We start from the raw sequence: 25,801 nt of genomic DNA on the forward strand, positions 1-25,801 counted from the left end.
CTCCCCTCCCGCAGACCCGAAAGGTCCTCAACTCCCCATGCCCGAGCTGGTGTTCTTCTCCGGAACGATGGACTGCGGAAAGAGCACCCTCGCTCTTCAGATCGAGCACAACCGGTCCACGCGCGGCCTCCAGGGCATGATCTTCACGCGCGACGACCGCGCCGGCGAGGGCAAGCTCTCCTCCCGGCTCGGCCTGGTCACCGACGCGGTCGAGGCAGCGGAGGGCTTCGACTTCTACGCGTATCTCGTCGCCCATCTCTCCAAGGGCGGACGCTGCGACTACATCATCGCCGACGAGGCGCAGTTCCTCGCGCCCGAGCAGGTCGACCAGCTCGCGCGCGTCGTCGACGACCTCGAAGTGGACGTCTTCGCCTTCGGTATCACCACCGACTTCCGCTCCAAGCTTTTCCCCGGTTCGCAGCGGCTCGTCGAACTCGCCGACCGGGTCGAGGTGCTCCAGGTCGAGGCGCTGTGCTGGTGTGGCGCGCGGGCCACGCACAACGCCCGTACCGTCGGCGGGGTGATGGTCGTCGAAGGCGCCCAGGTCGTCGTCGGCGATGTCAACCAGTCGCCGGACGAGATCGGTTACGAGGTGCTGTGCCGGCGCCACCACCGGCGGCGGATGACCGCCGCCACCTCTCGTGCCGCCGCGCTCTCCCCGGACGTCCTGCCCGTGGAGGTCGCCGACGTCAGTGACCGGTCGTCCGTACGATCGTGAAGACGGCCCCCTCCGGGTCCGCGACGGTCGCGAGCCGCCCGCTGGAATCGTCTCTCGGCGGCCGCAGCACCTGCCCGCCGAGCTCCACCACCCGGCGCGCGGTCTCGTCGGTGTCCTCGACCTCGAAGTACGTCATCCAGTGCGGGCCCCGGTCGCGCGGCAGGCCGTTGCCCACGCCGCGCAGGGCGGCCACCGCACGCCCCTCCAGACGCAGCGTCACATAGTCGGAGTCGGCCGAGACGACCGGCTCCAGCTCGTAGCCGAAGACCGCCTGGTAGAACTTGCCGACCGAAGCGGTCTCCGTGGTCAGCAGCTCTTCCCAGACCGGTGTGCCGTGGGTGCCGTACACGGCTGTGCCGCGGTGGGCGGCCAGCTGCCAGATGCCGAAGACCGCGCCAGCCGGGTCGGTGACGATGGCCAGCCGGCCCGCGTCCCCGGCGTCCAGCGGGCCGACGCCGACCGTGCCGCCGTAGCTCCTGATCTTTTCGACGGTCGGGCCCGCGTCGTCGGTCGCCAGGTACGGGGTCCAGGCGACCCCGAGATGCCGGTCGGCAGGTAGTCGGCCGATGCCCGCGACCTCCTTGCCGTCCAGCAGCGCGCGGACGTACGGCCCGAGCTGCGGCGGGCCGGGCGAGAACTCCCAGCCGAACAGCTCTGCGTAGAAGGCTTGGGTCGCGTCAAGGCTGTGCACCATCAAGCTCACCCAGCAGGGCGCGCCGGGTGTGTGCCCAGTCGCCTCTGTCATCGTCAATCTCTCCTCGGACCATCGTGGTGGTCGTGCGGGGGACCGGATACGCGCCGTTGTGTGCAACGGTCGTGCGCCCCGTGGCGATGCTCGCACCCCCCGGCATCCAGTGCGCCCCGGCCGCGCCGCTTTTGGCCGGTTCCCGATGGAGGATGCCCGTTCTGGCATTAACCATCCGTTTCGGATGCGTTACTTCTGCGCCCGGTTGCTGCGCAAGGATGGCCACATGAACCCCATCGTCTCCGCAACCGATCTCGCGAGCGAACTCTCCGGCCCCACCCCGCCGGTCCTGCTCGACGTCCGCTACCAGCTCGGCGGGCCGAACGGGCGGCCCGACTACGAGGCCGGGCACATCCCGGGCGCCGTCTTCGTCGACCTCGAAGCGGAACTGGCCGGACCGCCCGGAGCGGGCGGCCGCCACCCGCTGCCCGACGTCACAGTCTTCGGTGCGGCGATGCGCCGCGCCGGAATCTCCGCCGGCACCCCCGTCGTGACCTACGACGGCGACAAGGGCTGGGGTGCGGCGCGCGCCTGGTGGCTGCTGCGCTTCACGGGGCACCCGCACGTGCGGGTCCTGGACGGAGGCCTCGCCGCGTGGACGGGGCCGCTGGAGACCAAGATCCCCGAACCGGCCGAGGGCACCTTCGTACCCGAGCCGGGCGCGCTACCGCTGCTGGACGCCGACGGCGCTGGCGCGCTGGCGCGCGAGGGCTTGCTGCTGGACGCCCGCGCGGGAGAGCGTTACCGCGGCGAAGTGGAGCCCATCGACCGGGTCGCCGGCCACATCCCCGGCGCGGTCTCGGCACCGACGACGGAGAACGTGGACGAGGCGGGCCTGTTCCGGCCGCGCGAGTGGCTGGCGGGACGCTTCGTCGCCCTCGGGGCGGGCGAGGACGTGAAAACCGTGGGCGTCTACTGCGGCTCGGGCGTCTCGGCCGCCCAGCAGGCGGTGGCCCTGGCGATCGCGGGCTTCACACCGGCGCTGTACGCGGGCTCCTGGTCGCAGTGGTCGAGGGACGAATCCCGCCCGGTGGCGACGGGCCCGCAACCGGGCTGACGCCCGGGCGCGCCGAGGGGCCCAGCGCCATTGTGGTGCCGGACCCCTCGGCGGTCGGTCGCTCTAGTCCTGCTTCTTGCGGCGCGTGCCGAACACGATCTCGTCCCAGCTCGGCACCGCCGCGCGACGGCCCGGGCGGACGCCGTCCGCCTCCGCCTGCCTGTCCGTCGTGCCCGTCAGCCGGTCGCGGTGACCCGCCACCGACCGCGGCATGAGCACGTCCGCGTATGCCGAACCCGCGCCCGCGGAGGCCGCCGGAGCGACCGGCTCCTCCTCCTCGGGCTCCTGGACGGGCTCGGTCGGCGCCGGCTCCGGCGGTGCGGGCCGTTCGGGCACGACCATGTCGCCCCGGAAGCTCGGCACCGCCTCCAGCAGGCTTGTCAGGGAGTCGCGCTCCCCGCCGTTCTCCTCCGGCTCGGCCGGCGACCCGGGCGGCCGCTCCAACTGGCGGTCGAGCGCGCGGTCCAGCGGACGGTCCCGCGGCAGCCGCGCGATGCGCGGTACGAACGGAAAGCTCGGCTCCTGCGTGGCGATCGTGCCGTCCGTCTCGCCGATCAGCGCGCGCGCCTCGTCGTCGACGGCCTGGACGAGCCGCCGTGGCGGGTCGTACGTCCAGCTCGCCGAGTGCGGCTCGCCAGCCACCCGGTAGACCAGCAGCACCTCCCAGGTGCCGTCGTCCCGGCGCCAGGAGTCCCACTGCACGGCTTCCTTCTCGGCGCCGCGCAGGGTCAGCCGCTCCTGCACCGCCTCGCCGAGCTGCGGTCCGGTGTTCTCGCCGGGGCGGCGTACGGGAGTCTTGCGCGCCCGCTCCGCCATGAACGCGCGCTCGGCGAGCACGGGTCCTTCGAAGCGCCGCACGCGGTCGACCGGAATGCCGGCGAGCTGTGCGACCTCCTCGGCGGAGGCTCCGGCGCGTATACGTGCCTGGATGTCGCGGGGGCGGAGGTGACTCTCCACCTCGATCTCGATCTGGCCGAGGCGTGCACGGTCATTGCGCACGGCAGCGCGCAGCCGCTCGTCAATCGGAAGCGTGTACTCCGTGCTGTCCGCAGCCTTGAGCACCAGTCGTGTTCCGTCGTTGGAGACGGCCACGACACGCAGTTCGGGCATGGGGACCTCCCGGGTGGTGCCTGCCGACGTCACGTGCGTCGCTGCTTCCGCTAGTCGAGTGTGGCCTGCCCGGGTGCAGCCTGCCACAACCTTGCCGAGTTGCCCGGCGTGTCGGGCACAGGCCCTGGATCGCCGTTATGGCACGGTTACCTATTTGCCACTCTGAGTAACGAGCCCATCACTCTGTGCATCCAGTACCCATGCGGTGCCGCGGCGCCGCCGGATCGAGCGCCGCTTTCGGCCCCCTACCTGGGGTCCGGACACCCAAGAGGGAGGCCGGGCCCAGGGCTCGCCAGAGTACTCCATTCGGGCCACGGGGGTGGACCGCCGCGCCGCCGAACTTCTGCTCGGGTACGGGAGTTGGGTGTCTGGGGCATGGGTGACCAGGTGTCCTGATTCACAGATTCTTCCCAAAGGGAACTATTCGGATCGCTCAACTGCCCCTACCTGGTGCATGGTCGGACAGATGGCCGAGCAACTCCCTCGGTGAGGTCCTTGGTCCTCAGTCGCCCAGGACCCGCCGCAGATAGTCGTTGCCGAACAGCCGCTCCGGGTCCAGCCGGTCGCGCAGCGCCGTGAATTCACCGAACCGCGGATACGCCTCGGCCAAGTAATCCGCGTCCCGCGTATGCACCTTGCCCCAGTGCGGCCGTCCGCCGTGCGCGGTCATGATCCGTTCCACCGCGGTGAAGTACGCCTGGAACGGCGTGCCCTTGTAGAGGTGCACGGCTATGTACGCGCTCTCCCGGCCCGATGCCGTCGAGAGCGCGATGTCGTCGGCGGGGGCCGTCCGAACCTCCACCGGGAAGCCGACCCGCAGCGGCGAGCGCTCGATCATCGCTTTCACCTCGCGCAGCGCGCCGATCGCCGCCTCCCTCGGCAGTGCGTACTCCATCTCCAAGAACCGCACCCGGCGCGGAGACGTGAAGACCTTGTAGGGGATGTCCGTGTACGTACGGGCGGAGAGGGCGCGGCTGGAGATCTTGGCGATCGCCGGGATCGTCGTGGGGGCCGCCCGGCCCAGCGAACTGACCACCTGGAAGACGCCGTTGGAGAGCAGTTCGTCCTCGATCCAGCCACTGATCTGTCCGGGCGGGGCGGCGGGGCCCGCGCTGCGGTTGTTGCGCTTGGTGTTGCAGTTGCCGGTGTGCGGGAACCAGTAGAACTCGAAGTGCTCGTTCTCGGCGAAGAGCGCGTCGAATTCGGCGGTGACCTTGTCGAAGGCCATCGGCTCCTCGCGGGCCGTCAGCAGAAAGACCGGCTCCGCGGCGAAGGTGATCGCGCTGACGACGCCGAGCGCCCCGAGCCCGATCCGGGCCGCCGCGAAGACGTCCGGGTTCTCCTTCTCGGAGCAGGTCAGCACCGAGCCGTCCGCCGTGACCAGCTCAAGTGCCTTGATCTGGGCGGCGATCGAAGCCGATTCGCGGCCGGTGCCGTGCGTGCCGGTGGAGGTCGCGCCGGCCACCGTCTGGTCCATGATGTCGCCCATGTTCGTGAGCGAGAGACCCTCACGGGCGAGGGCCACGTTCAGCCGCTTGAGCGGAGTGCCCGCCTCGACGGTCACGGTCATGGCCGTACGGTCGATGTCCCGGATTCCGGTGAGCAGTTCGGGCCGGATCAGCACTCCGTCGGTGGCCGCCGCGGCGGTGAAGGAGTGGCCCGTGCCGACGGCCTTCACCTTGAAGCCGTCCTCGGCCGCCTTCCGTACGGCGTCGGCCAGTTCCTCGACGGAGGCGGGCGAGACCTCCCGTACCGGACGGGCGGTGACATTCCCCGCCCAGTTACGCCACGTGCTGCGCCCCGTCTTCGTAGTCCCGCTCACGCTGCCCCTCCCGCGTCGGCACCGGCCTGCGCAGCCGGCGGTACCCCAGGAACGCCACCACGGCCGCGAGCGCTCCCGCGACGGCGGGCACCACGTACCCCGCTTCCGCTCCCGACGCGTCGACCACCCAGCCGGCGGCCGAGGAGCCGAGCGCCACTCCGACCGCGAGCCCGGTACTGGTCCAGGTCATGCCCTCGGTCAGGTTGGTGCGCGGTACGTGCGCTTCGATCAGGGACATCGTGGTCACCATCGTGGGTGCGATGGAAAGGCCCGCGACGAAGAGCGCCACGGCCAGAAAGGGAAGGTTCCCGGCCAGTTGGAGGGGGATCATACTCACGGCCATCGCACACACTCCCACCAGCCACCGCCGGGAGGCCGAGTCCTTGAGGTGGAGCAGTCCGAAGACCGCTCCGGCGAGGCAGGAGCCCAGCGCGTACACCGCCAGGACCAGGCTCGCCGCGGCCTTGTGCCCCTGTTCCTCCGCGAAGGCCACCGTGACGACGTCGACCGCGCCGAAGATGGCGCCCGTCGCCACGAACGTGGCCACCAGAACCTGCAGTCCGGGGGAGCGCAGCGCGGAGCCGGCGGTGTGGTGCTCGCGTGGATGCGGCACGGGCTCGGTGGCGCGCTGTGCGGTCAGCCAGAAGACGCCGACGAGCAGGAAACCGGCGGCGAGCAGCGGGCCCGCCTCGGGGAACCAGGCAGTGGAGAGTCCGATGGAGATGATCGGGCCGAAGATGAAGCACACCTCGTCGACGATCGACTCCCAGGAGTACGCGGTGTGCAGCTCGCGCGGCGAACCCCGGTAGATCTCTGCCCACCGGGCGCGGATCATCGAGCCCACGCTCGGCACACAGCCCGCGCCCGCAGAGAAGACGAACAGCGTCCAGTCCGGGGCGTCTTGCTGGGCACAGACCAGCAGGCCCGTGACGGCCGCCACCGAGGCGAGGGTGGCCGGGCGCAGCACCTTGGCCTGGCCGTGCCGGTCGACCAGCCGGGAGATCTGCGGGCCGAGTACCGCGGCCGACATCGCGAGCGTCGCCGAGAGCGCGCCCGCGAGTCCGTAGCGCCCCGTGATCTGGGAAATCATGGTCACGATGCCGATGCCCATCATGGACAGCGGCATCCGGCCGAAGAAGCCCGCGGCGGAGAACCCCTTGCTGCCTGGGGCGGCGAAGATGGCGCGGTACGGACTGGGCAAGGAGTGCTCCGGTAAGTCGCCTCACCGGAGCCGTTGTGGGCGTGGGCCGGGGGGCATTGTTGATCGCTGTGCCTGGGTGGCCTCGCGAGCGTAAGGCGTATGAGAGGCCTTGACAGCTTACGCCGGTACGGCTGTTCCCCGCACGGCGGTTTTCCCGCTGTCAGAGGCTGGTGGCAGGATCGGTCCCATGTCGGATCAGCGTGACCCAGCCCCCTACGACGCCCTGCTGCTGCTCTCCTTCGGCGGTCCCGAAGGCCCGGACGACGTCGTCCCGTTCCTGGAGAACGTCACCCGCGGTCGCGGCATCCCCACGGAACGGCTCAAAGAGGTGGGGCAGCACTACTTCCTGTTCGGCGGGGTCAGCCCGATCAACGACCAGAACCGCGCCCTGCTGGACGCCCTGCGCAAGGACTTCGCAGAACACGGCCTGGACCTGCCGGTGCACTGGGGCAACCGGAACTGGGCGCCGTATCTGACCGACACCCTGCGCGAGATGGTCCAAGGCGGCCACCGTCGCATCGCCGTCCTCGCCACCAGCGCGTACGCCTCCTACTCCGGCTGCCGCCAGTACCGCGAGAACCTCGCGGACGCGCTGGCCACCCTGGAGGCGGAAGGGCTCGAGCTGCCGCGCGTGGACAAGCTGCGGCACTACTTCAACCACCCCGGTTTCGTACGCCCCATGATCGAAGGCGTCCTCGAGTCGCTGGCGGACCTTCCCGAGGAGCTCCGCGCGGGGACCCACCTCGCGTTCACCACGCACTCCATCCCGACGTCCGCGGCCGACGCGTCGGGCCCGGTCGGCGGGCACGGCGAGGGCGGTGCCTATGTACGCCAGCACCTCGAAGTCGCCCGGCTGATCGCCGAAGCCGTGGGCGAGCAGACAGGTATCGAGCACCCCTGGCAGCTCGTCTACCAATCACGCAGCGGGGCCCCGCACATCCCGTGGCTGGAGCCGGACATCTGCGACCACCTGGAGGCGCTGCACGGCTCCGGCGCGCCCGCGGTGGTGATGGTGCCCATCGGCTTCGTCTCCGACCACATGGAGGTCCTGTACGACCTCGACACCGAGGCCACCGCGAAGGCCGCCGAGCTGGGGCTGCCCGTGCGGCGTTCGGCGACGGTCGGCGCCGACCGGCGGTTCGCCGGCGCGGTGCGCGACCTCGTCCTGGAGCGTGCCGCGACGGAACGGGGCCTGCCCGCCGAGCGCTGCGCGCTGGGGGCGCTCGGCCCGTCGCACGACCTCTGTCCGGTCGGCTGCTGCCCGGCCCGGGCGCCGAAGCCCGCGGCCGCCGGCGCCGACAGCCCTTACGCGTAAGGAAACTCCGTGACCGATCCTCTCCTGCCCGAACTGCTCGACCTCGCCCTGGAGGCCGCCCGCAGGGCGGGGGAGTTGCTGCGCGACGGCCGCCCCGCCGACCTGGGCGTCGCCGCCACCAAGTCCAGCCCCATCGACGTGGTCACGGAGATGGACATCGCAGCCGAGAAGCTGATCACCGGCTTTCTGGCCGAGCACCGCCCCGAAGACGGCTTCCTCGGCGAGGAGGGCGCCTCCACGGCCGGCACCAGCGGCGTCCGCTGGGTCATCGACCCCCTCGACGGCACCGTCAACTACCTGTACGGCCTGCCGACCTGGGCGGTCTCCATCGCTGCCGAGCGCGACGGCGAGGCGGTCGTGGGGGTCGTGGCGGCCCCGATGCGCCGCGAGACCTACCGGGCGGTGCTCGGCGGCGGCGCGTACGCCGACGACAAGCCCCTGAGCTGCCGTCCGGCACCCCCGCTGGACCAGGCCCTGGTCTCCACCGGCTTCAACTACGTCACAGCCGTGCGCGCCCACCAGGCGGACGTCGCCCAGCGGCTGATCCCGCGGCTGCGCGACATCCGCCGAAGCGGCTCCGCGGCCGTGGACCTCTGCGATGTCGCCGCGGGCCGCCTGGACGGCTACTACGAGCGCGGCCTCAACCCCTGGGACCTGGCGGCGGGCGACCTGATCGCCCGCGAGGCGGGAGCCCTGACCGGCGGCCGGCCCGGGCAGCGCCCTTCGTACGATCTGGCGGTGGCGGCGAGCCCGGGCGTCTTCGAGCCGCTGCAGGCACTGCTGGAAGAGTTCGGCGCCTGGCACGACTAGAGCGGCGCGGCTGGAACAAGCGGCACGGTGCGACAAGCGGCGCGGCCGGAACAAGCAGCGCAGAAGGGCCCCGGCGCCGTCCCGCGGCGTCGGGGCCCTTCTCATGTCCGGTACCTGAACGGCCCGGCGCTACGCAGCGCTTACCTCCGCGGCGCTGACCTCCACGCCGTGCTCCGCGGCCAGGCGGCGCAGGTCGTCCAGCTCTGCCTGCTCGACATCCGCGAGGAAATCGTCGCCCGTCTCGCGAGCCAGCGTGAGGTCCGTCTCCGCGGCCCTTATGCGCTGCAGCAGTCCTGCGGTGAATGCGTCCATGTTGCGCCCCCTCGTCGTGGGTCGGTGGCACGGGGGTGTGCCGACGGCGGGTTGATCAACCCTGGAACAGGACGTGGCGTGCCTCATACAGGGCGTGATCTCGGGTGTGCAGTCGTCTTCCCCAGCGGTTCCCTCAGAGAAACCTGAACTGTCCCGGGAATCCGGATATTTCCTGGGCGCCCGGCCGGCCGTCCCGGAGCCCCACCGCCTTACAGCCGGTTTACGCGCGTAACGGGCAGGATGGATGCACACAGCCAGTGCCCACACCCTGCTCCGAACACGGGGGTGACGGGCCCAGAGGAAGGATCACGACGTGCGCGTACTCGTCGTCGAGGACGAGCAACTGCTCGCCGATGCGGTGGCCACCGGACTGCGCCGGGAGGCCATGGCCGTCGACGTCGTGTACGACGGCGCCGCGGCCCTGGAGCGCATCGGGGTCAACGACTACGACGTAGTCGTCCTGGACCGCGATCTTCCGCTGGTCCACGGCGACGACGTGTGCCGCAAGATCGTTGAGCTGGGGATGCCGACACGGGTGCTGATGCTGACCGCGTCCGGCGACGTCAGCGACCGCGTCGAAGGCCTGGAACTGGGCGCGGACGACTACCTCCCCAAGCCGTTCGCCTTCAGTGAGCTCACCGCCCGCGTGCGGGCGCTGGGCCGCCGTACGACTGTGCCGCTGCCGCCCGTCCTGGAGCGCGCCGGCATCAAGCTCGACCCCAACCGCCGTGAGATCTTCCGCGACGGCAAGGAGATCCAGCTCGCGCCCAAGGAGTTCGCCGTCCTGGAGGTCCTGATGCGCAGCGAGGGCGCTGTCGTCTCGGCCGAGCAGCTGCTCGAAAAGGCCTGGGACGAGAACACCGACCCATTCACCAACGTCGTGCGCGTGACCGTGATGACCTTGCGTCGCAAGCTCGGTGAGCCGCCTGTGATCGTCACCGTGCCCGGCTCCGGCTACCGGATCTGATGGGCGATGGCCACCACACCCGCGCCACCGGCGGCGCCTCCGAAACCGACCTGGGACCCGCGGGAGCCGGTGCGGCCCTGGCTGCGCCCGACCATCCGGATACGGCTCACGCTGCTGTACGGCGGGATGTTCCTGATCGCCGGAATCCTGCTGCTGTCGATCATCTATCTGCTCACCGCGCAGGCGCTGCACGTCAGGGCCGGCGACCTGCCCTTCGAGATCGTGACCGGAGAGGTGAAGCCCACCAACGAGTGGTGCCGGCTGCCGAAGCAGGGCACCGGCAAGCAGTTCAACGAGGCCATCGCGGGGTGCCTCCAGTACCAGCGGGAGATGGCCCTCGACGATCTGCTGCGCCGGTCGCTCTTCGCGCTGCTCGGCCTCAGCGTCATCGCCTTCGCCTTCGGCTACGCCATGGCGGGCCGCGTCCTGTCCCCGCTAGGCCGGATCACCCGCACCGCCCGGCAGGTGGCCGGCTCCGACCTCGCGCGGCGGATCGAACTCGGCGGCCCGGACGACGAGCTCAAGGAGCTCGCCGACACCTTCGACGAGATGCTGGACCGCCTGGAGCGGGCCTTCACCGCGCAGCAGCGGTTCGTCGCGAACGCCTCGCACGAGCTGCGTACACCGCTCGCGATCAACCGCACGCTGCTGGAGGTCCACCTCTCGGAGCCCGGGGCGCCCGTGGAGCTTCAGCAGCTCGGCAAGACCCTCCTGGCCACCAACGAGCGCAGCGAACAACTGGTCGAAGGCCTGCTGCTGCTCGCCCGCAGCGACAACCAGGTCGTCGAGCGCAAGCCGGTGGACCTCGCCGAGGTCGCCACGCGCGCCGTCGACCAGGCGCGCGCCGAGGCCGAGGCGACATGCGTCGAGATCCGCGGCGAGCACGCGCCGGCCGTCGTGCAGGGCAACGGCGTCCTGCTGGAGCGGATCGCCATGAACCTGGTGCAGAACGCCGTGCGCTACAACATCCCGGAAGGGGGCTGGGTGGATGTCACCACGGAGATCCAGCAGGGCCAGGCGGTGCTGGTGGTCTCGAACACGGGGCCGGTGGTTCCCGCGTACGAGATCGACAACATTTTCGAGCCCTTCCGACGGCTGCGCCAGGAGCGCACAGGCAGCGACAAGGGCGTAGGCCTGGGGCTTTCGATCGCCCGCTCGGTGGCCCGCGCTCACGGAGGCCGTATTATCGCGGAGCCTCGGGAGGGCGGCGGCCTCGTAATGCGCGTCACCCTCCCGGTCTGAGATGCTGATCGACGCGACTCGCTCGTTCGCTTTACGCGGAATTTTCGGGACGCGTGCCCGAGATGCCTGTGTGTGATCGATCACAGGAGCGAATTTCAGGCCATCTACTCTCCGTGATCAAGGATCTGCCGGAAAACCGGGAAAAGTCCGGGTTTCCAGGGGTCGAGATCACGGGAAGTACACGGGGTGGCGCCCGTGAAGTGCGACATTCGGACCGTGTACGGTCCCGATCGCCATCCAACCGGAGCACTCTTGAGGAATCCGGTTGGGTGTCGATTGAGTAACAGACCTTGATGTGAGGCAAAATCTCCGCCTCAGGTCGGGCACAAGTCCGGCCTCTCACGCGTTACGTGCGCTGGAGACACTGCAGACACCCAGAGGGGGAGAGCGACATGGCAACGGACTACGACACCCCACGCAAGACCGACGACGACGTCGATTCGGACAGCCTTGAGGAACTGAAGGCTCGCCGGAACGACAAGACGACGTCGTCGGTAGACGTCGACGAATTCGAGCAGGCCGAAGGCCTGGAGCTGCCCGGAGCGGACCTTTCCAACGAGGAACTGTCCGTTCGCGTGCTGCCCCGGCAGGCCGACGAGTTCACCTGCATGAGCTGCTTCCTGGTGCACCACCGCAGCCAGCTGGCACGCGAGAAGAACGGCCAGCCGATCTGCCGCGACTGCGACTGAGGTCCGGTCGGCCGTGGCAGGCGAGAAACCGTCCAGGAAGCGGCGCTTGCGGCGTCACAAGCCGCCGGAGGTGCACCAGGGCGGTACGGGCCCGGCACACGACGCCAAGTCGTCTGCCGAGCACTCGGCCGCTCTGCTGCCCCACGGCGCAGCAGAAGACGACGGACGGGGCCTGCCGGCCTCGTCCGAAGCAGCCGGTCAGGCGGGGTCCCCGACCAGGGCTCCACGCCTGACCGCCGTACGGCACAGCGTCCGGAAGGGTGGCGAGAGCGCCAGAGCGGGGCTCACGTACATCGCCGACCGGATCATCGAGAACGCACCACGCGTGCCGGTGCGCGATCTCGCGACGCTGCGCAAGCAGTTCCCCGGCCTCGCTCCCGAGCAGCTTGCGGACAAGCTGGTCGCGGGCGCGGCCAACGGCACATCCACGGTCGGCGCGGGTATCGGCGCGGCCGCGATGATGCCCGTACCGCCGGCGATGCCGGCCGAGCTGGCCGCGGAGATCACCGGCGTCGCCGCTATCGAACTCAAGCTCATCGCCGAGCTCCACGAGGTCTACGGCATCCGGGCGCCGGGCAACCTCAGGGAGCGCAGCGCCGCCTATCTGACCTCCTGGACGGAGGAGCGCGGGATCGACGTCACCAAGCCCGCAACGGTGAACGCCGCACTCGGCGGCCGTTTCAAGCGCGAGTTGCGGCAGCAGATCCTGAAGCGCATGGTCCGCAATCTGCCGAACCTGATGCCGTTCATGGTCGGCGCGGCCGTCGGCGCGGTGCTGAACCACAGGGACACCAAGAAGCTCGCGGAGCACATCCGCAAGGATCTGCGCAGCAAACAGGTCCCCTGGGACGCACTGCCCCCGCTCCCGCCGCTGGAGCAGCCCAAGGACCCGCTGGAGACGGTTCGGGCGCCCGGCGAACCGGGCCGCTGACCCCATTGGCCGTCAGGCCGCGCGCACCGCGGTCAGAGCGGCAGCCAGCGCCTTCGGTTTCCGGGTCGAGAGATAGACGTACGGCGTCGGGTCGGCCGGATCCGTGATCTCGATCCGCAGGGCCGTCGGGACATAGCTGCGCAGCAGCATGAAGGCCCGGGGATCCGCCTTGTACGAGCGCCAGGCGCGCGCCTCCTCCGCGTCCAGCACCTCGGCTTCACCGAGCGCCGTCAGCGGGATCCGGGCGTCCCCCGCGACCAGCGATCCCGCCACCACGCGGATGCGTACCGAGCCGTACGAACTGACCACGACGCCCGCCATCGCTGTCGCGCCGATCAGGCCGCCGAGCATCGGCAGCGTCCCCAGCGGCAGCATCAGCACGCCGCCCGCGACGCCCACGAGGGCGGTGATGACCCACCACGAACGGGGTGCGGTCAGACGTTCTTCGTAGTGCGGGGCGGAAAGCTGCATGAAACCAGCTTGGCACGGTGCGGTCTGCGGGTAGCCGCGCGGGTAAGGTCTGCGCCTGTGAGCACTGCGAAATCCCCGGGAGCGGCCCCCGGACCCTTTGGCCGGGCCGCGGCCATGACCCCTCCGGCCGACGCCATACCGCCGGTGAGGCACCCCGAGGCCCCGGCCCCAGGTGAGCTCCTCGGCGCGCACTACGAACACTGCTTCGGCTGCGGTGAGGCGCAACCGCACGGCCTGCACCTCCAGGCGCGGGCCGGTGAAGGTGTGAGCGTCACCGCCGAGTTCACCGTCAAGCCCGCGCACCAGGGCGCGCCCGGCCTCGCGCACGGCGGCGTACTCGCCTCCGCCCTGGACGAGACGCTCGGCTCGCTGAACTGGCTGCTGCGGACCATCGCGGTCACCGGCCGGCTCGAGACCGACTTCGTACGCCCGGTGCCCGTGGACACCGTGCTGCACCTGGAGGCGGAGGTGACCGCGGTCGCCGGACGCAAGATCTACTCCACCGCCGTGGGCCGGATCGGCGGCCCCGACGGGCCGGTCGCCGTTCGTGCCGACGCCCTCTTCGTCGAGGTCAAGGTCGACCACTTCATCGACAACGGCCGCCCGGAGGAGATCCAGGCAGCCATGGCGGACCCCGACCAGATCAGGCGCGCCCGCGCCTTCGAGGTGAACCCCTGATGCGCGAGCCTGTCGATGTGCTGATCCGTCGCGTGGACCCCGAGGTGCCGCTCCCGGCGTACGCACACCCCGGCGACGCCGGCGCCGATCTCGTGACCACCGAGGCGGTCGAACTCGCCCCGGGTGAGCGAGCCGTTCTGCCCACCGGAGTGTCTGTCGCTCTCCCCGACGGGTACGCGGCCTTCGTGCACCCGCGGTCCGGTCTCGCAGCCCGCTGCGGAGTAGCCCTCGTGAATGCCCCGGGGACGGTGGATGCCGGGTACCGTGGGGAGATCAAGGTGATCGTGGTCAATCTCGATCCGCGCGAGACCGTGCGGTTCGATCGGTTCGACCGGATTGCCCAACTGGTCGTCCAGCAGGTCGAGAAGGTGCGCTTCCACGAGGTGGCGGAGCTTCCCGGCTCGGCGCGGGCCGAGGGGGGCTTCGGGTCCACCGGCGGTCATGCCGCCGTGGACGGCTCAACGGGTGGGAATCGATACGCTTCGGTCGTATCCGACCGGGAAGGACAGTGACGTGTTCGGACGTCGCAAGAAGAGTGGTTCTGCCGGGGACGCGGCGGACGCAGCGGGCGAGGTCGAGCAGGTCGTCGACGAGCGTGACGCTCGGCACTCCGACCAGACAGCCGAGTCCGCCGGGAAGGGCACGCCCCGCCGGGCGAACCTTCCGCCGGCGCCCCGGCCCGACGGCCCCTGGGACGTCTCCGAGGTATCCAGGCCCGGCGAGGGCCGGGTCGATCTGGGCGGTCTTTTCGTGCCCGGAGTCGAGGGCATGGAGCTGCGCGTCGAGGTCGCGGGTGACGCGATCGTCGCCGCCACCGTCGTGCTGCGCGACAGCGCCGTACAGCTGCAGGCCTTCGCGGCGCCCAAGAAGGAAGGCATCTGGGGCGAGGTCCGCGAGGAGATCGCCTCCGGCATCACGCAGCAGGGCGGCATCATCGACGAGGTCGAGGGGCCGCTCGGCTGGGAACTGCGGGCCCAGGTTCCGGTTCAGCTGCCGGACGGCACGGGCGGTGTACAGCTGGTGCGCTTCGTCGGCGTCGACGGGCCGCGCTGGTTCCTGCGCGGAGTGATCTCCGGACAGGGCGCCGTGCAGCCGGCAGCCGCCGGGCTGCTCGAGCAGATCTTCAAGGACACCGTCGTCGTACGGGGCGACGGGCCGATGGCGCCGCGCGACCCGATCGTCCTCAAGCTGCCGGACGACGCGCAGATGGTCCCCGAGAGCGTCCAGCAGGACGAGCAGGAGAGTTCCCGCTTCTCCGGCGGCATGGGGCAGCTGCAGCGTGGCCCCGAGATCACCGAGGTGCGCTGACACCTCGGACGGAAGTCGACCGGGCCGGTGGGCCGCGCTCCCTCAGGGGAGTGCGGCCCATTGGTCTGCCCGGCCCCGGCGGGAACGGGCGCATCAGAATCGCGTCAATACGCCGCTGAGGCCCGCCCCATGCCCCGAAATGTCGGAAACTCTGGCCGTATGGTTCAGCCAGCGCGAACAGCTGTCTGAAAGACAATGAGGCCATGGGACGCGGCAAACTCCGGATCTACCTCGGCTCGGCACCGGGCGTCGGCAAGACCTACGCCATGCTGTCCGAGGCGCATCGCCGTGTGGAGCGTGGCACCGACTGCGTGGTCGCCTACGTCGAGCACCACGGGCGACCGCGCACCGAGGTGATGCTGCACGGCCTGGAGCAGATCCGGCGCCGCGAGATCGAGTACCGCGGCACGGTCTTCACCGAGATGGACGTCGACGCGGTCCTGGAGCGCCGTCCGGCCGTCGCGCTCGTGGACGAACTGGCTCACACGAATGTGCCGGGCTCGCGCAACGCCAAGCGATGGCAGGACGTCGAGGAGCTGCTCGCGGCGGGCATCGACGTCATATCGACGGTCAACATCCAGCACTTCGAGTCCCTGGGCGACGTCGTCGAGTCGATCACGGGCGTACGACAGCGGGAGACCGTCCCGGACGAGGTCGTCCGCCGTGCGGACCAGCTCGAACTGGTCGACATGTCGCCACAGGCGCTGCGCCGTCGCATGGCCCACGGCAACATCTACCAGTCGGACAAGGTCGACGCCGCCCTCGCCAACTACTTCCGTCCCGGAAACCTCACCGCCCTGCGGGAGCTGGCCCTGCTCTGGGTCGCGGACCGGGTCGACGAATACCTCCGGCAGTACCGCGGCGAGCACAACATCCGCTCCACCTGGCAGGCGCGTGAGCGAATCGTCGTCGGCCTCACCGGCGGCCCCGAGGGCCGCACCCTGATCCGGCGCGCCGCCCGGCTCGCGGAGAAGGGCGCCGGCGGCGAGGTGCTGGCCGTCTACATCGCCCGCAGCGACGGGCTGACCTCTGCCTCACCCAAGGAACTGGCCGTCCAGCGGACCCTCGTCGAGGATCTCGGCGGCACCTTCCACCACGTTATCGGCGACGATGTCCCCTCCGCGCTCCTGGAGTTCGCCCGCGGAGTCAACGCCACCCAGATCGTGCTCGGTGCCAGCCGCCGCCGGGCCTGGCAGTACGTCTTCGGCCCCGGGGTCAGCGGGACGGTCGCCCGTGAGTCCGGTCCCGACCTCGACGTACACATCGTCACGCACGACGAGGCAGGCAAGGGCCGGGGGCTGCCGGTGGCCCGCGGCGCCCGGCTCGGCCGGTCCCGGATCGTGGCGGGCTGGCTGGTCGGCGTCGCCGGTCCCGTACTGCTCTCGCTGATGCTGACCAGCCTCAGCGACAGCCTGGGGCTCGCCAACGACGTCCTGCTCTTCCTCTTCCTGACCGTGGTGTCAGCGCTGCTCGGTGGACTGCTGCCGGCGCTCGCCTCGGCCGCTGTCGGCTCGCTGCTCCTGAACTACTACTTCACGCCACCCACCCACACACTGACCATCTCGGACCCGAAGAACATCGTCGCCATCGTGATCTTCTTCGCGGTGGCAGTCGCCGTGGCCTCCGTGGTGGACCTGGCGGCCCGCCGCACCCATCAGGCTGCCCGGCTGCGCGCCGAGTCCGAGATTCTGTCCTTCCTGGCCGGCAGCGTGCTGCGGGGAGAGACCACGCTCGACGCGCTGCTGGAGCGGGTCCGAGAGACATTCGCCATGGAATCCGTGGCGCTGCTGGAGCGGCAGAGCGACGTCGAGCCGTGGACCTGCGCGGGCAGCGTAGGCCCCAGCTCCGTCCAGCGCCCCGAGGACGCCGACGTGGACATGCCGGTCGGCGACCATATGGCGCTCGCGCTCTCCGGCCGTGTCCTGCCCGCCGAGGACCGCCGGGTGCTTGCCGCCTTCGCCGCCCAGGCAGCCGTCGTACTGGACCGCCAGCGACTGGTCGGCCAGGCGGAGGAGGCCAGCAGGCTGGCCGAGGGCAATCGCATCCGTACGGCACTGCTCGCCGCCGTCAGCCACGATCTGCGCACCCCGCTTGCGGCCATCAAGGCAGCCGTCTCCTCGCTCCGGTCCGACGACGTGGCCTGGTCCGACGAGGACGAGGCGGAACTGCTCGAAGCGATCGAGGACGGCGCCGACCGCCTGGACCATCTCGTCGGCAACCTCCTCGACATGTCCCGCCTCCAGACCGGCACTGTCACCCCGCTCATCCGGGTGACGGATCTCGACGAGGTCGTCCCGATGGCGCTCGTCGCGGTGCCCGCCGAGAGCGTCGAGCTCGACGTACCGGAGACACTGCCCATGGTGGCCGTCGACCGGGGGCTGCTGGAACGTTCCGTCGCCAACCTCGTCGAGAACGCCGTCAAGTACAGCCCCGACGCCACACCCGTCACCGTCTCCGCGAGCGCGCTCGGCGACCGGGTCGAGGTGCGGGTCACGGACCGCGGCCCCGGTGTCCCGGATGACGAGAAAGAGCGGATTTTCGAGCCGTTCCAGCGCTACGGTGACGCTCCACGCGGTGCCGGTGCGGGCCTCGGTCTCGCGGTCGCCCGCGGCTTCGTCGAAGCCATGGGCGGCACACTCACCGCGGAGGACACCCCCGGCGGTGGCATGACCATGGTCCTCACCCTCAGGGCGGCACCCGGAGCCGCTCCGGTCAGCCCCGACCTTCCCGCCCGGGTCACCTCATGACCTTCACGAACCTCAGGACACGACCCTCACGACCCTCATGACAGGCGACAGCGTTGTCAGTGCAGAGCAGAAAGGCAGGCCGGCAATGACCAGGGTGCTCGTGGTCGACGACGAGCCGCAGATCGTACGCGCCCTCGTGATCAACCTGAAGGCGCGCAAGTACGAGGTGGACGCGGCCCCCGACGGCGCGACGGCGCTCCAGCTGGCTGCGGCCCGCCACCCCGACGCCGTCGTGCTCGACCTCGGTCTGCCCGACATGGACGGCGTAGAGGTCATCAAGGGTTTGCGCGGCTGGACCCGCGTCCCGATCCTGGTCCTCTCCGCCCGCCAGACCTCCGACGAGAAGGTCGAGGCGCTCGACGCGGGCGCCGACGACTACGTCACCAAGCCCTTCGGCATGGACGAGCTCCTCGCCCGGCTGCGCGCGGCGGTCCGCAGGGCGGAGCCCGTCGGCGGCGGGGACGACGACGCCGTGATCGTCGAGACGGAGGGCTTCACCGTCGATCTCGCGGCGAAGAAGGTGCACCGCGACGGGCGCGATGTACGGCTGACCCCGACCGAGTGGCATCTGCTGGAGGTCCTCGTACGCAACACCGGCCGGCTGGTCAGCCAGAAGCAGCTGCTCCAGGAGGTCTGGGGCCCGTCCTACGGCACCGAGACCAACTATCTGCGGGTCTACATGGCGCAGCTGCGGCGCAAGCTGGAGACCGATCCCTCGCACCCCAAGCACTTCGTCACCGAGCCGGGTATGGGATACCGCTTCGAGCGCTGAGCCGGATCTTGAACTCCGGCCGGATCCGGTGTCTGCGGTGGCCGGTAGGCTTTCTGTATGAGTGCCGTACCCCGCTCCGAGAAGGCCGAGAGGCCGGCGAAGCCCGCCGGTCGTTTCCGCCGCATGCTCGACCGGCTGTCCACGTCCCAGCAGGACCTCGAGTCCGAGGAACTGCAGGAGGACGCGGAGGCATCGGGGTGCACCCGCATCGCCGAGTGCAACGACCGACAGATAGTCCGGGTGACTGGTACCTTGCGCACGGTCACCCTGCGTCCGCGGGCCGGGGTGCCCGCGCTGGAGGCTGAGCTTTTCGACGGTACGGCCCCGCTGGACGTCGTCTGGCTCGGCCGCCGTTCCATCGCGGGCATCGAACCGGGCCGCAGGCTCATCGCCTCGGGCCGGATATCGATGAGCCACGGCCGTCGAGTGCTCTTCAACCCCAAATACGAACTCCGACCGCTCGGACAGGAGTAGCCGGTGACGTCTCTCGACAAGCCGACCACGACGAACGACCAGCAGCAGCAGGACAGCGACGCCAAAGCAGTCACGGAGGCGGCTCTGTTCGAGGCCTTCGGCGGCGTGCGCGGCATGGTGGAGACGGTCCTTCCCGGACTGCTGTTCGTCACGATCTTCACGATCAACAAAGACCTGCACATCTCCGCCATCGCGGCCCTGGCCGTCTCGGTGCTGCTCGTCGCAGTCCGGCTGATCCGCAGGGACACCGTCAAGCACGCGTTCAGCGGGGTCTTCGGGGTGGCCTTCGGCGTCGTCTTCGCGATGATGACGGGCAATGCGAAGGACTTCTATCTGCCGGGCATGCTCTACACGCTCGGCCTGGCGGTGGCGTACATCGCGACGACGATCGCGGGCGTCCCGCTGATCGGCCTGATCCTGGGTCCGGTCTTCAAGGAGAACCTCTCCTGGCGGACGCGTAACCCGGGCCGCAAGAAGGCGTACGCGAAGGCGAGCTGGGCGTGGGGCCTGATCCTGCTCGCCAAGTGCGCGATCCTCTTCCCGCTCTACTGGTGGGCGGACACCGCGCAGCTCGGCTGGGTCCTGGTCACCCTGAAGATCCCGCCGTTCCTGCTCGCGGTGTACCTGACCTGGGTCTTCCTGGCGAAGGCGCCGGCGCCGATCGACGCCTTCGCCGAGATGGAGGCGGAGGAACGCGCCGAGAAGGAACGCGAGGCGGCGTCGGCCGCGCAGCGCGACGCATAGCCGCGGCCGGACTCGCGCGAAGGGGCCCGGGGAACCTGATCAGGTTCCCCGGGCCCCTTCGCGTACGCAACGCGTCAGCAGCAACGTGTCAGCTCGTCGCTTCCTCGCGGCGGACCGACAGCAAGTCCTCCAACTGCTCCTCGCGGGCCTGCGCCGCCACGAACAGCAGCTCGTCGCCCGCTTCCAGCGTTTCCTCCGTGCCCGGCGTCAGCACCCGCGAGCCGCGGATGATCGTCACCAGCGTGGTGTCCTCCGGCCAGGCCACATCGCCCACCTGCGTGCCCGCGAGCGCCGACTCCGGGGGCAGCGTCAGCTCGACCAGGTTCGCGTCGCCATGGCTGAAGCGGAGGAGCCGTACGAGATCGCCGACGCTCACCGCCTCCTCCACCAGCGCCGACATCAGGCGCGGCGTGGAGACCGCGACATCGACGCCCCAGGACTCGTTGAAGAGCCACTCGTTCTTCGGGTTGTTGACCCGGGCGACCACCCTCGGCACCCCGTACTCCGTCTTCGCGAGCAGCGAGACGACCAGATTGACCTTGTCGTCACCCGTCGCCGCGATCACGACGTTGCACCGCTGCAACGCCGCCTCGTCCAGCGACGTGATCTCGCAGGCGTCCGCCAGCAGCCACTCGGCCTGCGGCACCCGCTCCACCGAGATCGCGGTCGGCGCCTTGTCGATCAGCAGCACCTCGTGCCCGTTCTCCAGCAGCTCGCCCGCGATGGAACGGCCCACCGCGCCGGCGCCCGCAATAGCGACCCGCATCAGTGACCACCTTCCTCAGGGCCCTCGGAGAAGACCGCCTCGACCTTCTCGATCTCGTCCGTACGCATCATCACGTGGACGAGGTCGCCCTCCTGCAACACGGTCTGCGACGTCGGCAGAACCGCTTCCCCCAGCCGGGTGAGGAACGCGACGCGCACGCCCGTCTCCTCCTGCAGCGTGCTGACCTTGTGCCCGATCCAGGACGGCGAGGTGTGCACTTCCGCCAGCTGCACCCCGCCGCTCGGGTCGCGCCACAGCGGCTCCGCGCCGGACGGCAGCAGCCGCCGCAGCATCTGGTCGGCTGTCCAGCGGACCGTGGCGACGGTCGGGATGCCGAGACGCTGGTACACCTCGGCACGCCGCGGGTCGTAGATGCGGGCCGCGACGTTCTCGATGCCGAACATCTCGCGAGCCACCCGCGCGGCGATGATGTTGGAGTTGTCGCCGCTGCTGACCGCGGCGAAGGCGCCGGCTTCCTCGATCCCTGCTTCACGCAGAGTGTCCTGGTCGAAACCGACTCCGGTGACGCGACGGCCGCCGAACCCGGAGCCCAAGCGGCGGAAGGCCGTGGGGTCCTGGTCGACGACGGCGACCGTGTGCCCCTGCTGCTCCAGGGTCTGCGCGAGAGCGGATCCCACTCGCCCGCATCCCATGATGACGATGTGCACGACCGTCCTTCCGGCTGTCAATGGTCTTGCTCAGGCTTAACAGGGTCTCAGACCGCGGCCCAAGCTACACACGCGCGGGCCGCCCCGGGACCCCCTTGCGCTGCGAGAACGGAGATTCCGGGGGAGAGGGGGTAGCGGGTGGGCGTTCTCCATACGGAACGCTTACGATCCTCTGCGTGTCCAAACTGACCGACGTGCCCAAACGGATCCTGATCGGCAGGGCGCTGCGCAGCGACAAGTTGGGGGAAACACTCCTCCCCAAGCGCATCGCACTGCCCGTCTTCGCGTCCGACCCGCTGTCCTCGGTGGCCTACGCACCGGGCGAAGTCCTTCTGGTGCTCTCCATCGCGGGTGTGTCGGCCTACCACTTCAGCCCGTGGATCGCGGCCGCTGTCGTGGTGCTGATGTTTACGGTTGTCGCCTCGTACCGGCAAAACGTCCGCGCCTACCCCAGCGGCGGCGGCGACTACGAGGTCGCCAACACCAACCTCGGTCCCAGGGCAGGCCTCACCGTCGCCAGCGCCCTGCTCGTCGACTATGTCCTCACCGTGGCCGTGTCGATCGCCTCCGGAGTGGAGAATCTCGGCTCCGCGATCCCCTTCGTCGTCGAGCACAAGGTGCTCTGCGCCATCGGGATAATCGTCCTGCTGACGCTGATGAATCTGCGCGGCGTGAGGGAGTCGGGCAAGCTCTTCGCCATCCCGACGTACGTCTTCGTCGCCGGCGTCTTCATCATGATCGCGTGGGGCGCGTTCAAGGGCCTGGTCCTCGACGCACCGATGAAGGCCCCGACCGCCGACTTGGAGATCAAGGCCGAGCAGGGCGGGCTGGCCGGCTTCGCGCTGATCTTCCTGTTGCTGCGGGCCTTCTCCTCCGGCTGCGCGGCGCTCACCGGCGTCGAGGCGATCAGCAACGGCGTCCCCGCCTTCCGCAAGCCCAAGAGCAAGAACGCCGCGACCACCCTGCTGCTGATGGGCGCCCTGGCCGTCACCATGTTCTGCGGCATCATCGGCCTGGCCATGGCCACGAAGGTGAAGATGGCCGAGACGCCCGCGCAAGACCTGCTGCGAGACGGCACCCCGGTCGGCGCCGACTACGTCCAGAACCCGGTGATCTCCCAGGTCGCGGCAGCCGTCTTCGGCGACGGAACGTTCTTCTTCGTACTGCTCGCCGCGGCCACCGCGCTGGTGCTGTTCCTGGCCGCCAACACCGCGTACAACGGCTTCCCGCTGCTGGGCTCGATCCTCGCGCAGGACCGCTATCTGCCCCGGCAACTGCACACCCGCGGCGACCGGCTCGCCTTCTCCAACGGCATCGTGCTGCTGGCCGGCGCGGCCATCCTGCTGGTCTGGCTGTACGGGGCCGATTCGACCAAGCTGATCCAGCTCTACATCGTCGGCGTCTTCGTCTCCTTCACGCTCAGCCAGACCGGCATGGTGCGGCACTGGAACCGCCATCTGAAGACCGAGAAGGACCCGGCCAAGCGCCGCACCATGATCCGCTCCCGCGCGATCAACACCTTCGGCGCGTTCTTCACGGGCCTGGTGCTGGTCGTCGTACTCGCCACCAAGTTCACGCACGGCGCGTGGGTCGCACTGCTCGGCATGGTGATCTTCTACGGAACGATGTCCGCGATCCGGAAGCACTACGACCGGGTCTCGGAGGAGATCGCCGCACCCGACGAGCCGAGCGACGACAGCGTGCGACCGTCCCGGGTGCACGCCATCGTGCTGGTCTCCAAGGTCCACAGGCCCACCCTGCGGGCCCTCGCGTACGCCAAGCTGATGCGCGTCGACAAGCTCGAAGCGCTCTCCATCAGCGTCGACACGGCCGAGACCAAGGCGCTGCGCGAGGAGTGGGATCGGCGTGGCATCAATGTGCCGCTGAAGATCCTCGACTCCCCGTACCGCGAGATCACCCGGCCCATCATCGAATACGTCAAGGGGCTGCGGCGCGAGAGCCCGCGGGACGTGGTCAGCGTCGTCATCCCCGAGTACGTGGTGGGCCACTGGTACGAGCATCTGCTGCACAACCAGAGCGCCCTGCGCCTCAAGGGGCGGCTGCTGTTCACGCCCGGTGTGATGGTGACCTCGGTGCCGTACCAGCTGGTGTCCTCGGAGGTCGCGAAGAAGCGGGCGAGGAAGCGCCAGGAGTGGAACGCGCCGGGTTCGGTGCGCCGCGGACCCGTGGACCAGCGCCCCAAGGAGCCCAGCGGCAAGGGCTGAGCCAGATGGTTGGCGAGCGGCCGGACGATGCGCACGTAGACTGGTGGGCTGGTCGTCCGGCCGTTGTCCGCTGTACCCCTTGATCCTCTGGAGTCACCCCGCCATGCAGAACGCATCAGAGTCTTCGCTGGTAGGGGAGGAGTACGAGGTAGAGGTCGGCCCCGTCGCGCACGGCGGCCACTGCATCGCCCGCACCGAGGAGGGGCGCGTGCTGTTCGTACGGCACACGCTGCCCGGCGAGAAGATCGTGGCCCGTGTCACGGAGGGCGAGGAGGACTCCCGCTTTCTGCGCGCCGACGCCGTCAAGATCCTCGAGGCGTCCAAGGACCGCGTCGAGGCGCCGTGCCCGTACTCGGGTCCCGGGAACTGCGGCGGCTGCGACTGGCAGCATGCCAAGCCGGGCGCCCAGCGTCGTCTCAAGGGCGAGGTGATTGCCGAGCAGCTGCAGCGGCTCGCGGGCCTCACCCCTGAGGAGGCCGGCTGGGACGGCACGGTCATGCCCGCGGAGGGCGACAAGCTGCCGAAGGGCGAGGTGCCGGCCTGGCGCACGCGCGTGCAGTACGCGATCGACACGGAGGGCCGCGCGGGGCTGCGCAAGCACCGCTCGCACGATGTCCAGCCGATCGATCAGTGCATGATCGCCGCCCCGGGGGTCACCGAGCTCGGCATCGAGAAGCAGGACTGGTCCCAGATGGCCACGGTCGAGGCGATCGCGGCGACGGGATCCAGCGACCGCCAGGTCATCCTCACTCCGCTGCCCGGCGGCAGGCTGCCGCTGGTCGAGCTGGACAAGCCGGTCTCGGTGCTGCGCGTCGACGAGCGCGACGGCGGAGTGCACCGGGTGCACGGCCGCGCCTTCGTCCGGGAGCGCGCTGACGGGCGCACCTACCGCGTCGGCATGGGCGGCTTCTGGCAGGTGCATCCGCAGGCCGCGGACACCCTGGTCAAGGCCGTGATGCAGGGCCTGATGCCACGCAAGGGTGAGACGGCGCTCGATCTGTACTGCGGCGTGGGCCTGTTCGCGGGCGCGATCGCCGAACGGGTGGGCGAGAAGGGCGCGGTGCTCGGCATCGAGTCCACCAAGCGCGCCGCCGAGGACGCCCGGCACAACCTCGAGGACCTGGACCGCGTACGCATCGAACACGGCAAGGTCGACCAGGTCCTCCCGCGCACCGGCATCACCGAGACGGACCTGATCGTCCTCGACCCCCCGCGCGCGGGGGCGGGCAAGCAGACGGTGAAGAACCTGGCGGGCCTGGGCGCACGGCGTATCGCGTATGTGGCCTGCGACCCGGCGGCGCTCGCGCGGGACCTGGCGTACTTTCGCGAGGGGGGCTACAAGCCGCGCACGCTGCGGGCGTTCGATCTCTTCCCGATGACTTCGCACGTTGAGTGTGTGGCGATTCTTGAACCGGCCGCAAAGGGCGTCTGACCTGCAGTTTCTTCGAGATCTCGTAGATTTCGGTTGGGCCGGTCGACCTGTTGCACTGAAGTGCACCACGTGGAGCGCCTCGCAAGCCTTGAATGGCCCGCAAAGGGAGCCTGACCCGCTAGTTCGAGAGATGTGCTTTTTGGGCGGTGTGGTCGTTACACGCGATAGCGCCTTGCCGAAATGATGTTCTGTCGCGTATGGCGACGCTCGGTTGACGCACATGCTGACGGGTCGTCAGGTGGACGGTCGCAGCGTGACTAGCGTGATCGTCAGGGTTGCGGCTGAGGATGGCAGCTTGGGTGGTGCGGGACCGTGGCGTCGGTACTCGCTGAGGTCAACAGGCAGCAACGGGGCCCCTGAGTCGTGCACTCCAGGAAGATGCCCGGCCGGGTGGGCCAGCATGGTGTACGGCTGGTACTCAAAGCCCACAACGACCCCGAGTCGCCCGCTGCCACGCTGCCAATACTTCTGGAGCTCCCCACCGAAGCCATCACGGAGATCCTGGACACCGAGTTCGATTCCGACTTCTCCGAACTGGTCTTGAGGCTCCGCAGGCTGCCCGTCTGCGAGCACGGGTGTGTCAGACGTCGGTCCATC

The 25,801-nt window shown here is 69.9% G+C and carries 25 protein-coding genes; 17 read left to right on the forward strand and 8 right to left on the reverse strand.

Annotated features, from left to right (window positions below):
* Positions 1 to 37 precede the first annotated feature (37 nt).
* Positions 38 to 718, forward strand: coding sequence for a thymidine kinase (locus tag J7E87_RS05810; RefSeq protein ID WP_215090620.1), 681 nt, complete (start codon positions 38 to 40; stop codon positions 716 to 718).
* On the opposite strand, the gene J7E87_RS05815 is transcribed toward J7E87_RS05810, so the two are convergent.
* A complete protein-coding gene (locus J7E87_RS05815; protein ID WP_215090622.1) occupies positions 690 to 1,463 on the reverse strand; it encodes a VOC family protein in 774 nt (257 codons plus the stop codon). The genes J7E87_RS05810 and J7E87_RS05815 overlap by 29 nt on opposite strands.
* 226 nt (positions 1,464 to 1,689) lie before the next feature.
* Between J7E87_RS05815 and J7E87_RS05820 the strand changes: the two genes are divergently transcribed.
* On the forward strand, positions 1,690 to 2,520 hold the full coding sequence (locus J7E87_RS05820; RefSeq protein ID WP_215090623.1) for a sulfurtransferase: 831 nt from the start codon (positions 1,690 to 1,692) through the stop codon (positions 2,518 to 2,520).
* 63 nt (positions 2,521 to 2,583) lie between these two features.
* On the opposite strand, the gene sepH is transcribed toward J7E87_RS05820, so the two are convergent.
* From sepH to J7E87_RS05835, 3 genes are all read right to left on the reverse strand, one after another.
* The gene (sepH, locus tag J7E87_RS05825) at positions 2,584 to 3,630 is read right to left on the reverse strand and encodes a septation protein SepH (RefSeq protein ID WP_215090624.1); all 1,047 of its coding nucleotides are present in this window, start codon (positions 3,628 to 3,630) and stop codon (positions 2,584 to 2,586) included.
* Between the two features lie 502 nt (positions 3,631 to 4,132).
* Positions 4,133 to 5,452: a D-arabinono-1,4-lactone oxidase gene (locus J7E87_RS05830; RefSeq protein ID WP_215090625.1), complete on the reverse strand. Its 1,320-nt coding sequence runs from the start codon at positions 5,450 to 5,452 to the stop codon at positions 4,133 to 4,135.
* A complete protein-coding gene (locus J7E87_RS05835; RefSeq protein ID WP_215090626.1) occupies positions 5,412 to 6,653 on the reverse strand; it encodes an MFS transporter in 1,242 nt (413 codons plus the stop codon). The genes J7E87_RS05830 and J7E87_RS05835 overlap by 41 nt, the downstream gene beginning before the upstream one ends.
* Before the next feature lie 187 nt (positions 6,654 to 6,840).
* On the opposite strand from J7E87_RS05835, the gene J7E87_RS05840 reads away from it, so the two are divergent.
* Both J7E87_RS05840 and J7E87_RS05845 read left to right on the forward strand, forming a co-directional pair.
* Complete coding sequence (locus J7E87_RS05840; protein WP_215090627.1) at positions 6,841 to 7,968, forward strand: ferrochelatase; 1,128 nt, start codon at positions 6,841 to 6,843, stop codon at positions 7,966 to 7,968.
* A 9-nt stretch (positions 7,969 to 7,977) separates the two neighbouring features.
* Complete coding sequence (locus tag J7E87_RS05845) at positions 7,978 to 8,778, forward strand: inositol monophosphatase family protein (RefSeq protein WP_215090628.1); 801 nt, start codon at positions 7,978 to 7,980, stop codon at positions 8,776 to 8,778.
* A gap of 129 nt (positions 8,779 to 8,907) precedes the next feature.
* Here J7E87_RS05845 and J7E87_RS05850 read toward each other — a convergent pair whose 3' ends face one another.
* Positions 8,908 to 9,090, reverse strand: a complete 183-nt coding sequence (locus tag J7E87_RS05850) for a hypothetical protein (protein ID WP_215090629.1) — start codon at positions 9,088 to 9,090, stop codon at positions 8,908 to 8,910.
* A 313-nt stretch (positions 9,091 to 9,403) separates the two neighbouring features.
* Here J7E87_RS05850 and J7E87_RS05855 point away from each other — a divergent pair, with 313 nt between their 5' ends.
* The 4 genes from J7E87_RS05855 (at position 9,404) to J7E87_RS05870 (ending at position 12,919) form a co-directional block, all read left to right on the forward strand.
* Complete coding sequence (locus tag J7E87_RS05855; protein ID WP_215090631.1) at positions 9,404 to 10,057, forward strand: response regulator transcription factor; 654 nt, start codon at positions 9,404 to 9,406, stop codon at positions 10,055 to 10,057.
* Between the two features lie 6 nt (positions 10,058 to 10,063).
* Positions 10,064 to 11,299: a HAMP domain-containing sensor histidine kinase gene (locus tag J7E87_RS05860; RefSeq protein ID WP_215090633.1), complete on the forward strand. Its 1,236-nt coding sequence runs from the start codon at positions 10,064 to 10,066 to the stop codon at positions 11,297 to 11,299.
* 392 nt (positions 11,300 to 11,691) lie between these two features.
* Positions 11,692 to 11,988 (forward strand): DUF4193 domain-containing protein, encoded by a 297-nt coding sequence (locus J7E87_RS05865; protein WP_142213239.1) that lies wholly within the window; start codon positions 11,692 to 11,694, stop codon positions 11,986 to 11,988.
* 13 nt (positions 11,989 to 12,001) lie between these two features.
* Positions 12,002 to 12,919 carry an EcsC family protein gene (locus J7E87_RS05870; protein ID WP_215090635.1) on the forward strand — a complete coding sequence of 306 codons (918 nt, stop codon included), beginning with the start codon at positions 12,002 to 12,004 and terminating at the stop codon, positions 12,917 to 12,919.
* A gap of 12 nt (positions 12,920 to 12,931) precedes the next feature.
* On the opposite strand, the gene J7E87_RS05875 is transcribed toward J7E87_RS05870, so the two are convergent.
* Positions 12,932 to 13,390 (reverse strand): DUF3093 domain-containing protein, encoded by a 459-nt coding sequence (locus J7E87_RS05875; protein ID WP_215090637.1) that lies wholly within the window; start codon positions 13,388 to 13,390, stop codon positions 12,932 to 12,934.
* 114 nt (positions 13,391 to 13,504) lie between these two features.
* Between J7E87_RS05875 and J7E87_RS05880 the strand changes: the two genes are divergently transcribed.
* From J7E87_RS05880 to J7E87_RS05910, 7 genes are all read left to right on the forward strand, one after another.
* A complete protein-coding gene (locus J7E87_RS05880) occupies positions 13,505 to 14,068 on the forward strand; it encodes a PaaI family thioesterase (protein ID WP_215091249.1) in 564 nt (187 codons plus the stop codon).
* On the forward strand, positions 14,068 to 14,580 hold the full coding sequence (gene dut / locus J7E87_RS05885; protein ID WP_215090639.1) for a dUTP diphosphatase: 513 nt from the start codon (positions 14,068 to 14,070) through the stop codon (positions 14,578 to 14,580). Before J7E87_RS05880 ends, dut begins: the two co-directional genes overlap by 1 nt.
* 1 nt (position 14,581) lies before the next feature.
* Positions 14,582 to 15,376: a DUF3710 domain-containing protein gene (locus tag J7E87_RS05890; RefSeq protein WP_215090641.1), complete on the forward strand. Its 795-nt coding sequence runs from the start codon at positions 14,582 to 14,584 to the stop codon at positions 15,374 to 15,376.
* A 203-nt stretch (positions 15,377 to 15,579) separates the two neighbouring features.
* Positions 15,580 to 18,123 carry an ATP-binding protein gene (locus J7E87_RS05895; protein ID WP_215090643.1) on the forward strand — a complete coding sequence of 848 codons (2,544 nt, stop codon included), beginning with the start codon at positions 15,580 to 15,582 and terminating at the stop codon, positions 18,121 to 18,123.
* An 85-nt stretch (positions 18,124 to 18,208) separates the two neighbouring features.
* Positions 18,209 to 18,895, forward strand: coding sequence for a response regulator (locus J7E87_RS05900; protein WP_215090645.1), 687 nt, complete (start codon positions 18,209 to 18,211; stop codon positions 18,893 to 18,895).
* A gap of 57 nt (positions 18,896 to 18,952) precedes the next feature.
* Positions 18,953 to 19,369 carry an OB-fold nucleic acid binding domain-containing protein gene (locus J7E87_RS05905; protein ID WP_215090647.1) on the forward strand — a complete coding sequence of 139 codons (417 nt, stop codon included), beginning with the start codon at positions 18,953 to 18,955 and terminating at the stop codon, positions 19,367 to 19,369.
* A 3-nt stretch (positions 19,370 to 19,372) separates the two neighbouring features.
* Complete coding sequence (locus J7E87_RS05910; RefSeq protein ID WP_215090650.1) at positions 19,373 to 20,113, forward strand: DUF3159 domain-containing protein; 741 nt, start codon at positions 19,373 to 19,375, stop codon at positions 20,111 to 20,113.
* Between the two features lie 88 nt (positions 20,114 to 20,201).
* Here the strand turns inward: J7E87_RS05910 and J7E87_RS05915 are convergent, their stop codons facing one another.
* On the reverse strand, positions 20,202 to 20,879 hold the full coding sequence (locus J7E87_RS05915) for a TrkA family potassium uptake protein (RefSeq protein WP_215090652.1): 678 nt from the start codon (positions 20,877 to 20,879) through the stop codon (positions 20,202 to 20,204).
* Positions 20,879 to 21,547 carry a TrkA family potassium uptake protein gene (locus J7E87_RS05920; protein WP_215090654.1) on the reverse strand — a complete coding sequence of 223 codons (669 nt, stop codon included), beginning with the start codon at positions 21,545 to 21,547 and terminating at the stop codon, positions 20,879 to 20,881. The genes J7E87_RS05915 and J7E87_RS05920 overlap by 1 nt, the downstream gene beginning before the upstream one ends.
* A 176-nt stretch (positions 21,548 to 21,723) precedes the next feature.
* Between J7E87_RS05920 and J7E87_RS05925 the strand changes: the two genes are divergently transcribed.
* Together J7E87_RS05925 and J7E87_RS05930 are read left to right on the forward strand one after the other, a co-directional pair.
* Positions 21,724 to 23,772: an APC family permease gene (locus J7E87_RS05925; protein ID WP_215090656.1), complete on the forward strand. Its 2,049-nt coding sequence runs from the start codon at positions 21,724 to 21,726 to the stop codon at positions 23,770 to 23,772.
* A 103-nt stretch (positions 23,773 to 23,875) separates the two neighbouring features.
* Entirely contained in the window at positions 23,876 to 25,204 is a 1,329-nt protein-coding gene (locus J7E87_RS05930; protein ID WP_215090658.1) for a class I SAM-dependent RNA methyltransferase, read from the forward strand.
* The last annotated feature ends 597 nt before the right edge of the window (positions 25,205 to 25,801 follow it).

The organism is Streptomyces sp. ISL-1 (genome assembly GCF_018614585.1).
GTDB lineage: Bacteria > Actinomycetota > Actinomycetes > Streptomycetales > Streptomycetaceae > Streptomyces > Streptomyces maoxianensis.

Bases quoted from the DNA above. Each gene is read 5' to 3' on its own strand.
- J7E87_RS05900 (WP_215090645.1), top strand. From the start codon at position 18,209: ATGACCAGGGTGCTCGTGGTCGACGACGAGCCGCAGATCGTACGCGCC.
- J7E87_RS05820 (WP_215090623.1), top strand. From the start codon at position 1,690: ATGAACCCCATCGTCTCCGCAACCGATCTCGCGAGCGAACTCTCCGGC.
- J7E87_RS05875 (WP_215090637.1), bottom strand. From the start codon at position 13,390: ATGCAGCTTTCCGCCCCGCACTACGAAGAACGTCTGACCGCACCCCGT.
- J7E87_RS05810 (WP_215090620.1), top strand. From the start codon at position 38: ATGCCCGAGCTGGTGTTCTTCTCCGGAACGATGGACTGCGGAAAGAGC.
- J7E87_RS05880 (WP_215091249.1), top strand. From the start codon at position 13,505: ATGACCCCTCCGGCCGACGCCATACCGCCGGTGAGGCACCCCGAGGCC.
- sepH (WP_215090624.1), bottom strand. From the start codon at position 3,630: ATGCCCGAACTGCGTGTCGTGGCCGTCTCCAACGACGGAACACGACTG.
- J7E87_RS05840 (WP_215090627.1), top strand. From the start codon at position 6,841: ATGTCGGATCAGCGTGACCCAGCCCCCTACGACGCCCTGCTGCTGCTC.
- J7E87_RS05930 (WP_215090658.1), top strand. From the start codon at position 23,876: ATGCAGAACGCATCAGAGTCTTCGCTGGTAGGGGAGGAGTACGAGGTA.
- J7E87_RS05815 (WP_215090622.1), bottom strand. From the start codon at position 1,463: ATGACAGAGGCGACTGGGCACACACCCGGCGCGCCCTGCTGGGTGAGC.
- J7E87_RS05905 (WP_215090647.1), top strand. From the start codon at position 18,953: ATGAGTGCCGTACCCCGCTCCGAGAAGGCCGAGAGGCCGGCGAAGCCC.
- J7E87_RS05860 (WP_215090633.1), top strand. From the start codon at position 10,064: ATGGCCACCACACCCGCGCCACCGGCGGCGCCTCCGAAACCGACCTGG.
- dut (WP_215090639.1), top strand. From the start codon at position 14,068: ATGCGCGAGCCTGTCGATGTGCTGATCCGTCGCGTGGACCCCGAGGTG.
- J7E87_RS05915 (WP_215090652.1), bottom strand. From the start codon at position 20,879: ATGCGGGTCGCTATTGCGGGCGCCGGCGCGGTGGGCCGTTCCATCGCG.
- J7E87_RS05895 (WP_215090643.1), top strand. From the start codon at position 15,580: ATGGGACGCGGCAAACTCCGGATCTACCTCGGCTCGGCACCGGGCGTC.
- J7E87_RS05850 (WP_215090629.1), bottom strand. From the start codon at position 9,090: ATGGACGCATTCACCGCAGGACTGCTGCAGCGCATAAGGGCCGCGGAG.
- J7E87_RS05865 (WP_142213239.1), top strand. From the start codon at position 11,692: ATGGCAACGGACTACGACACCCCACGCAAGACCGACGACGACGTCGAT.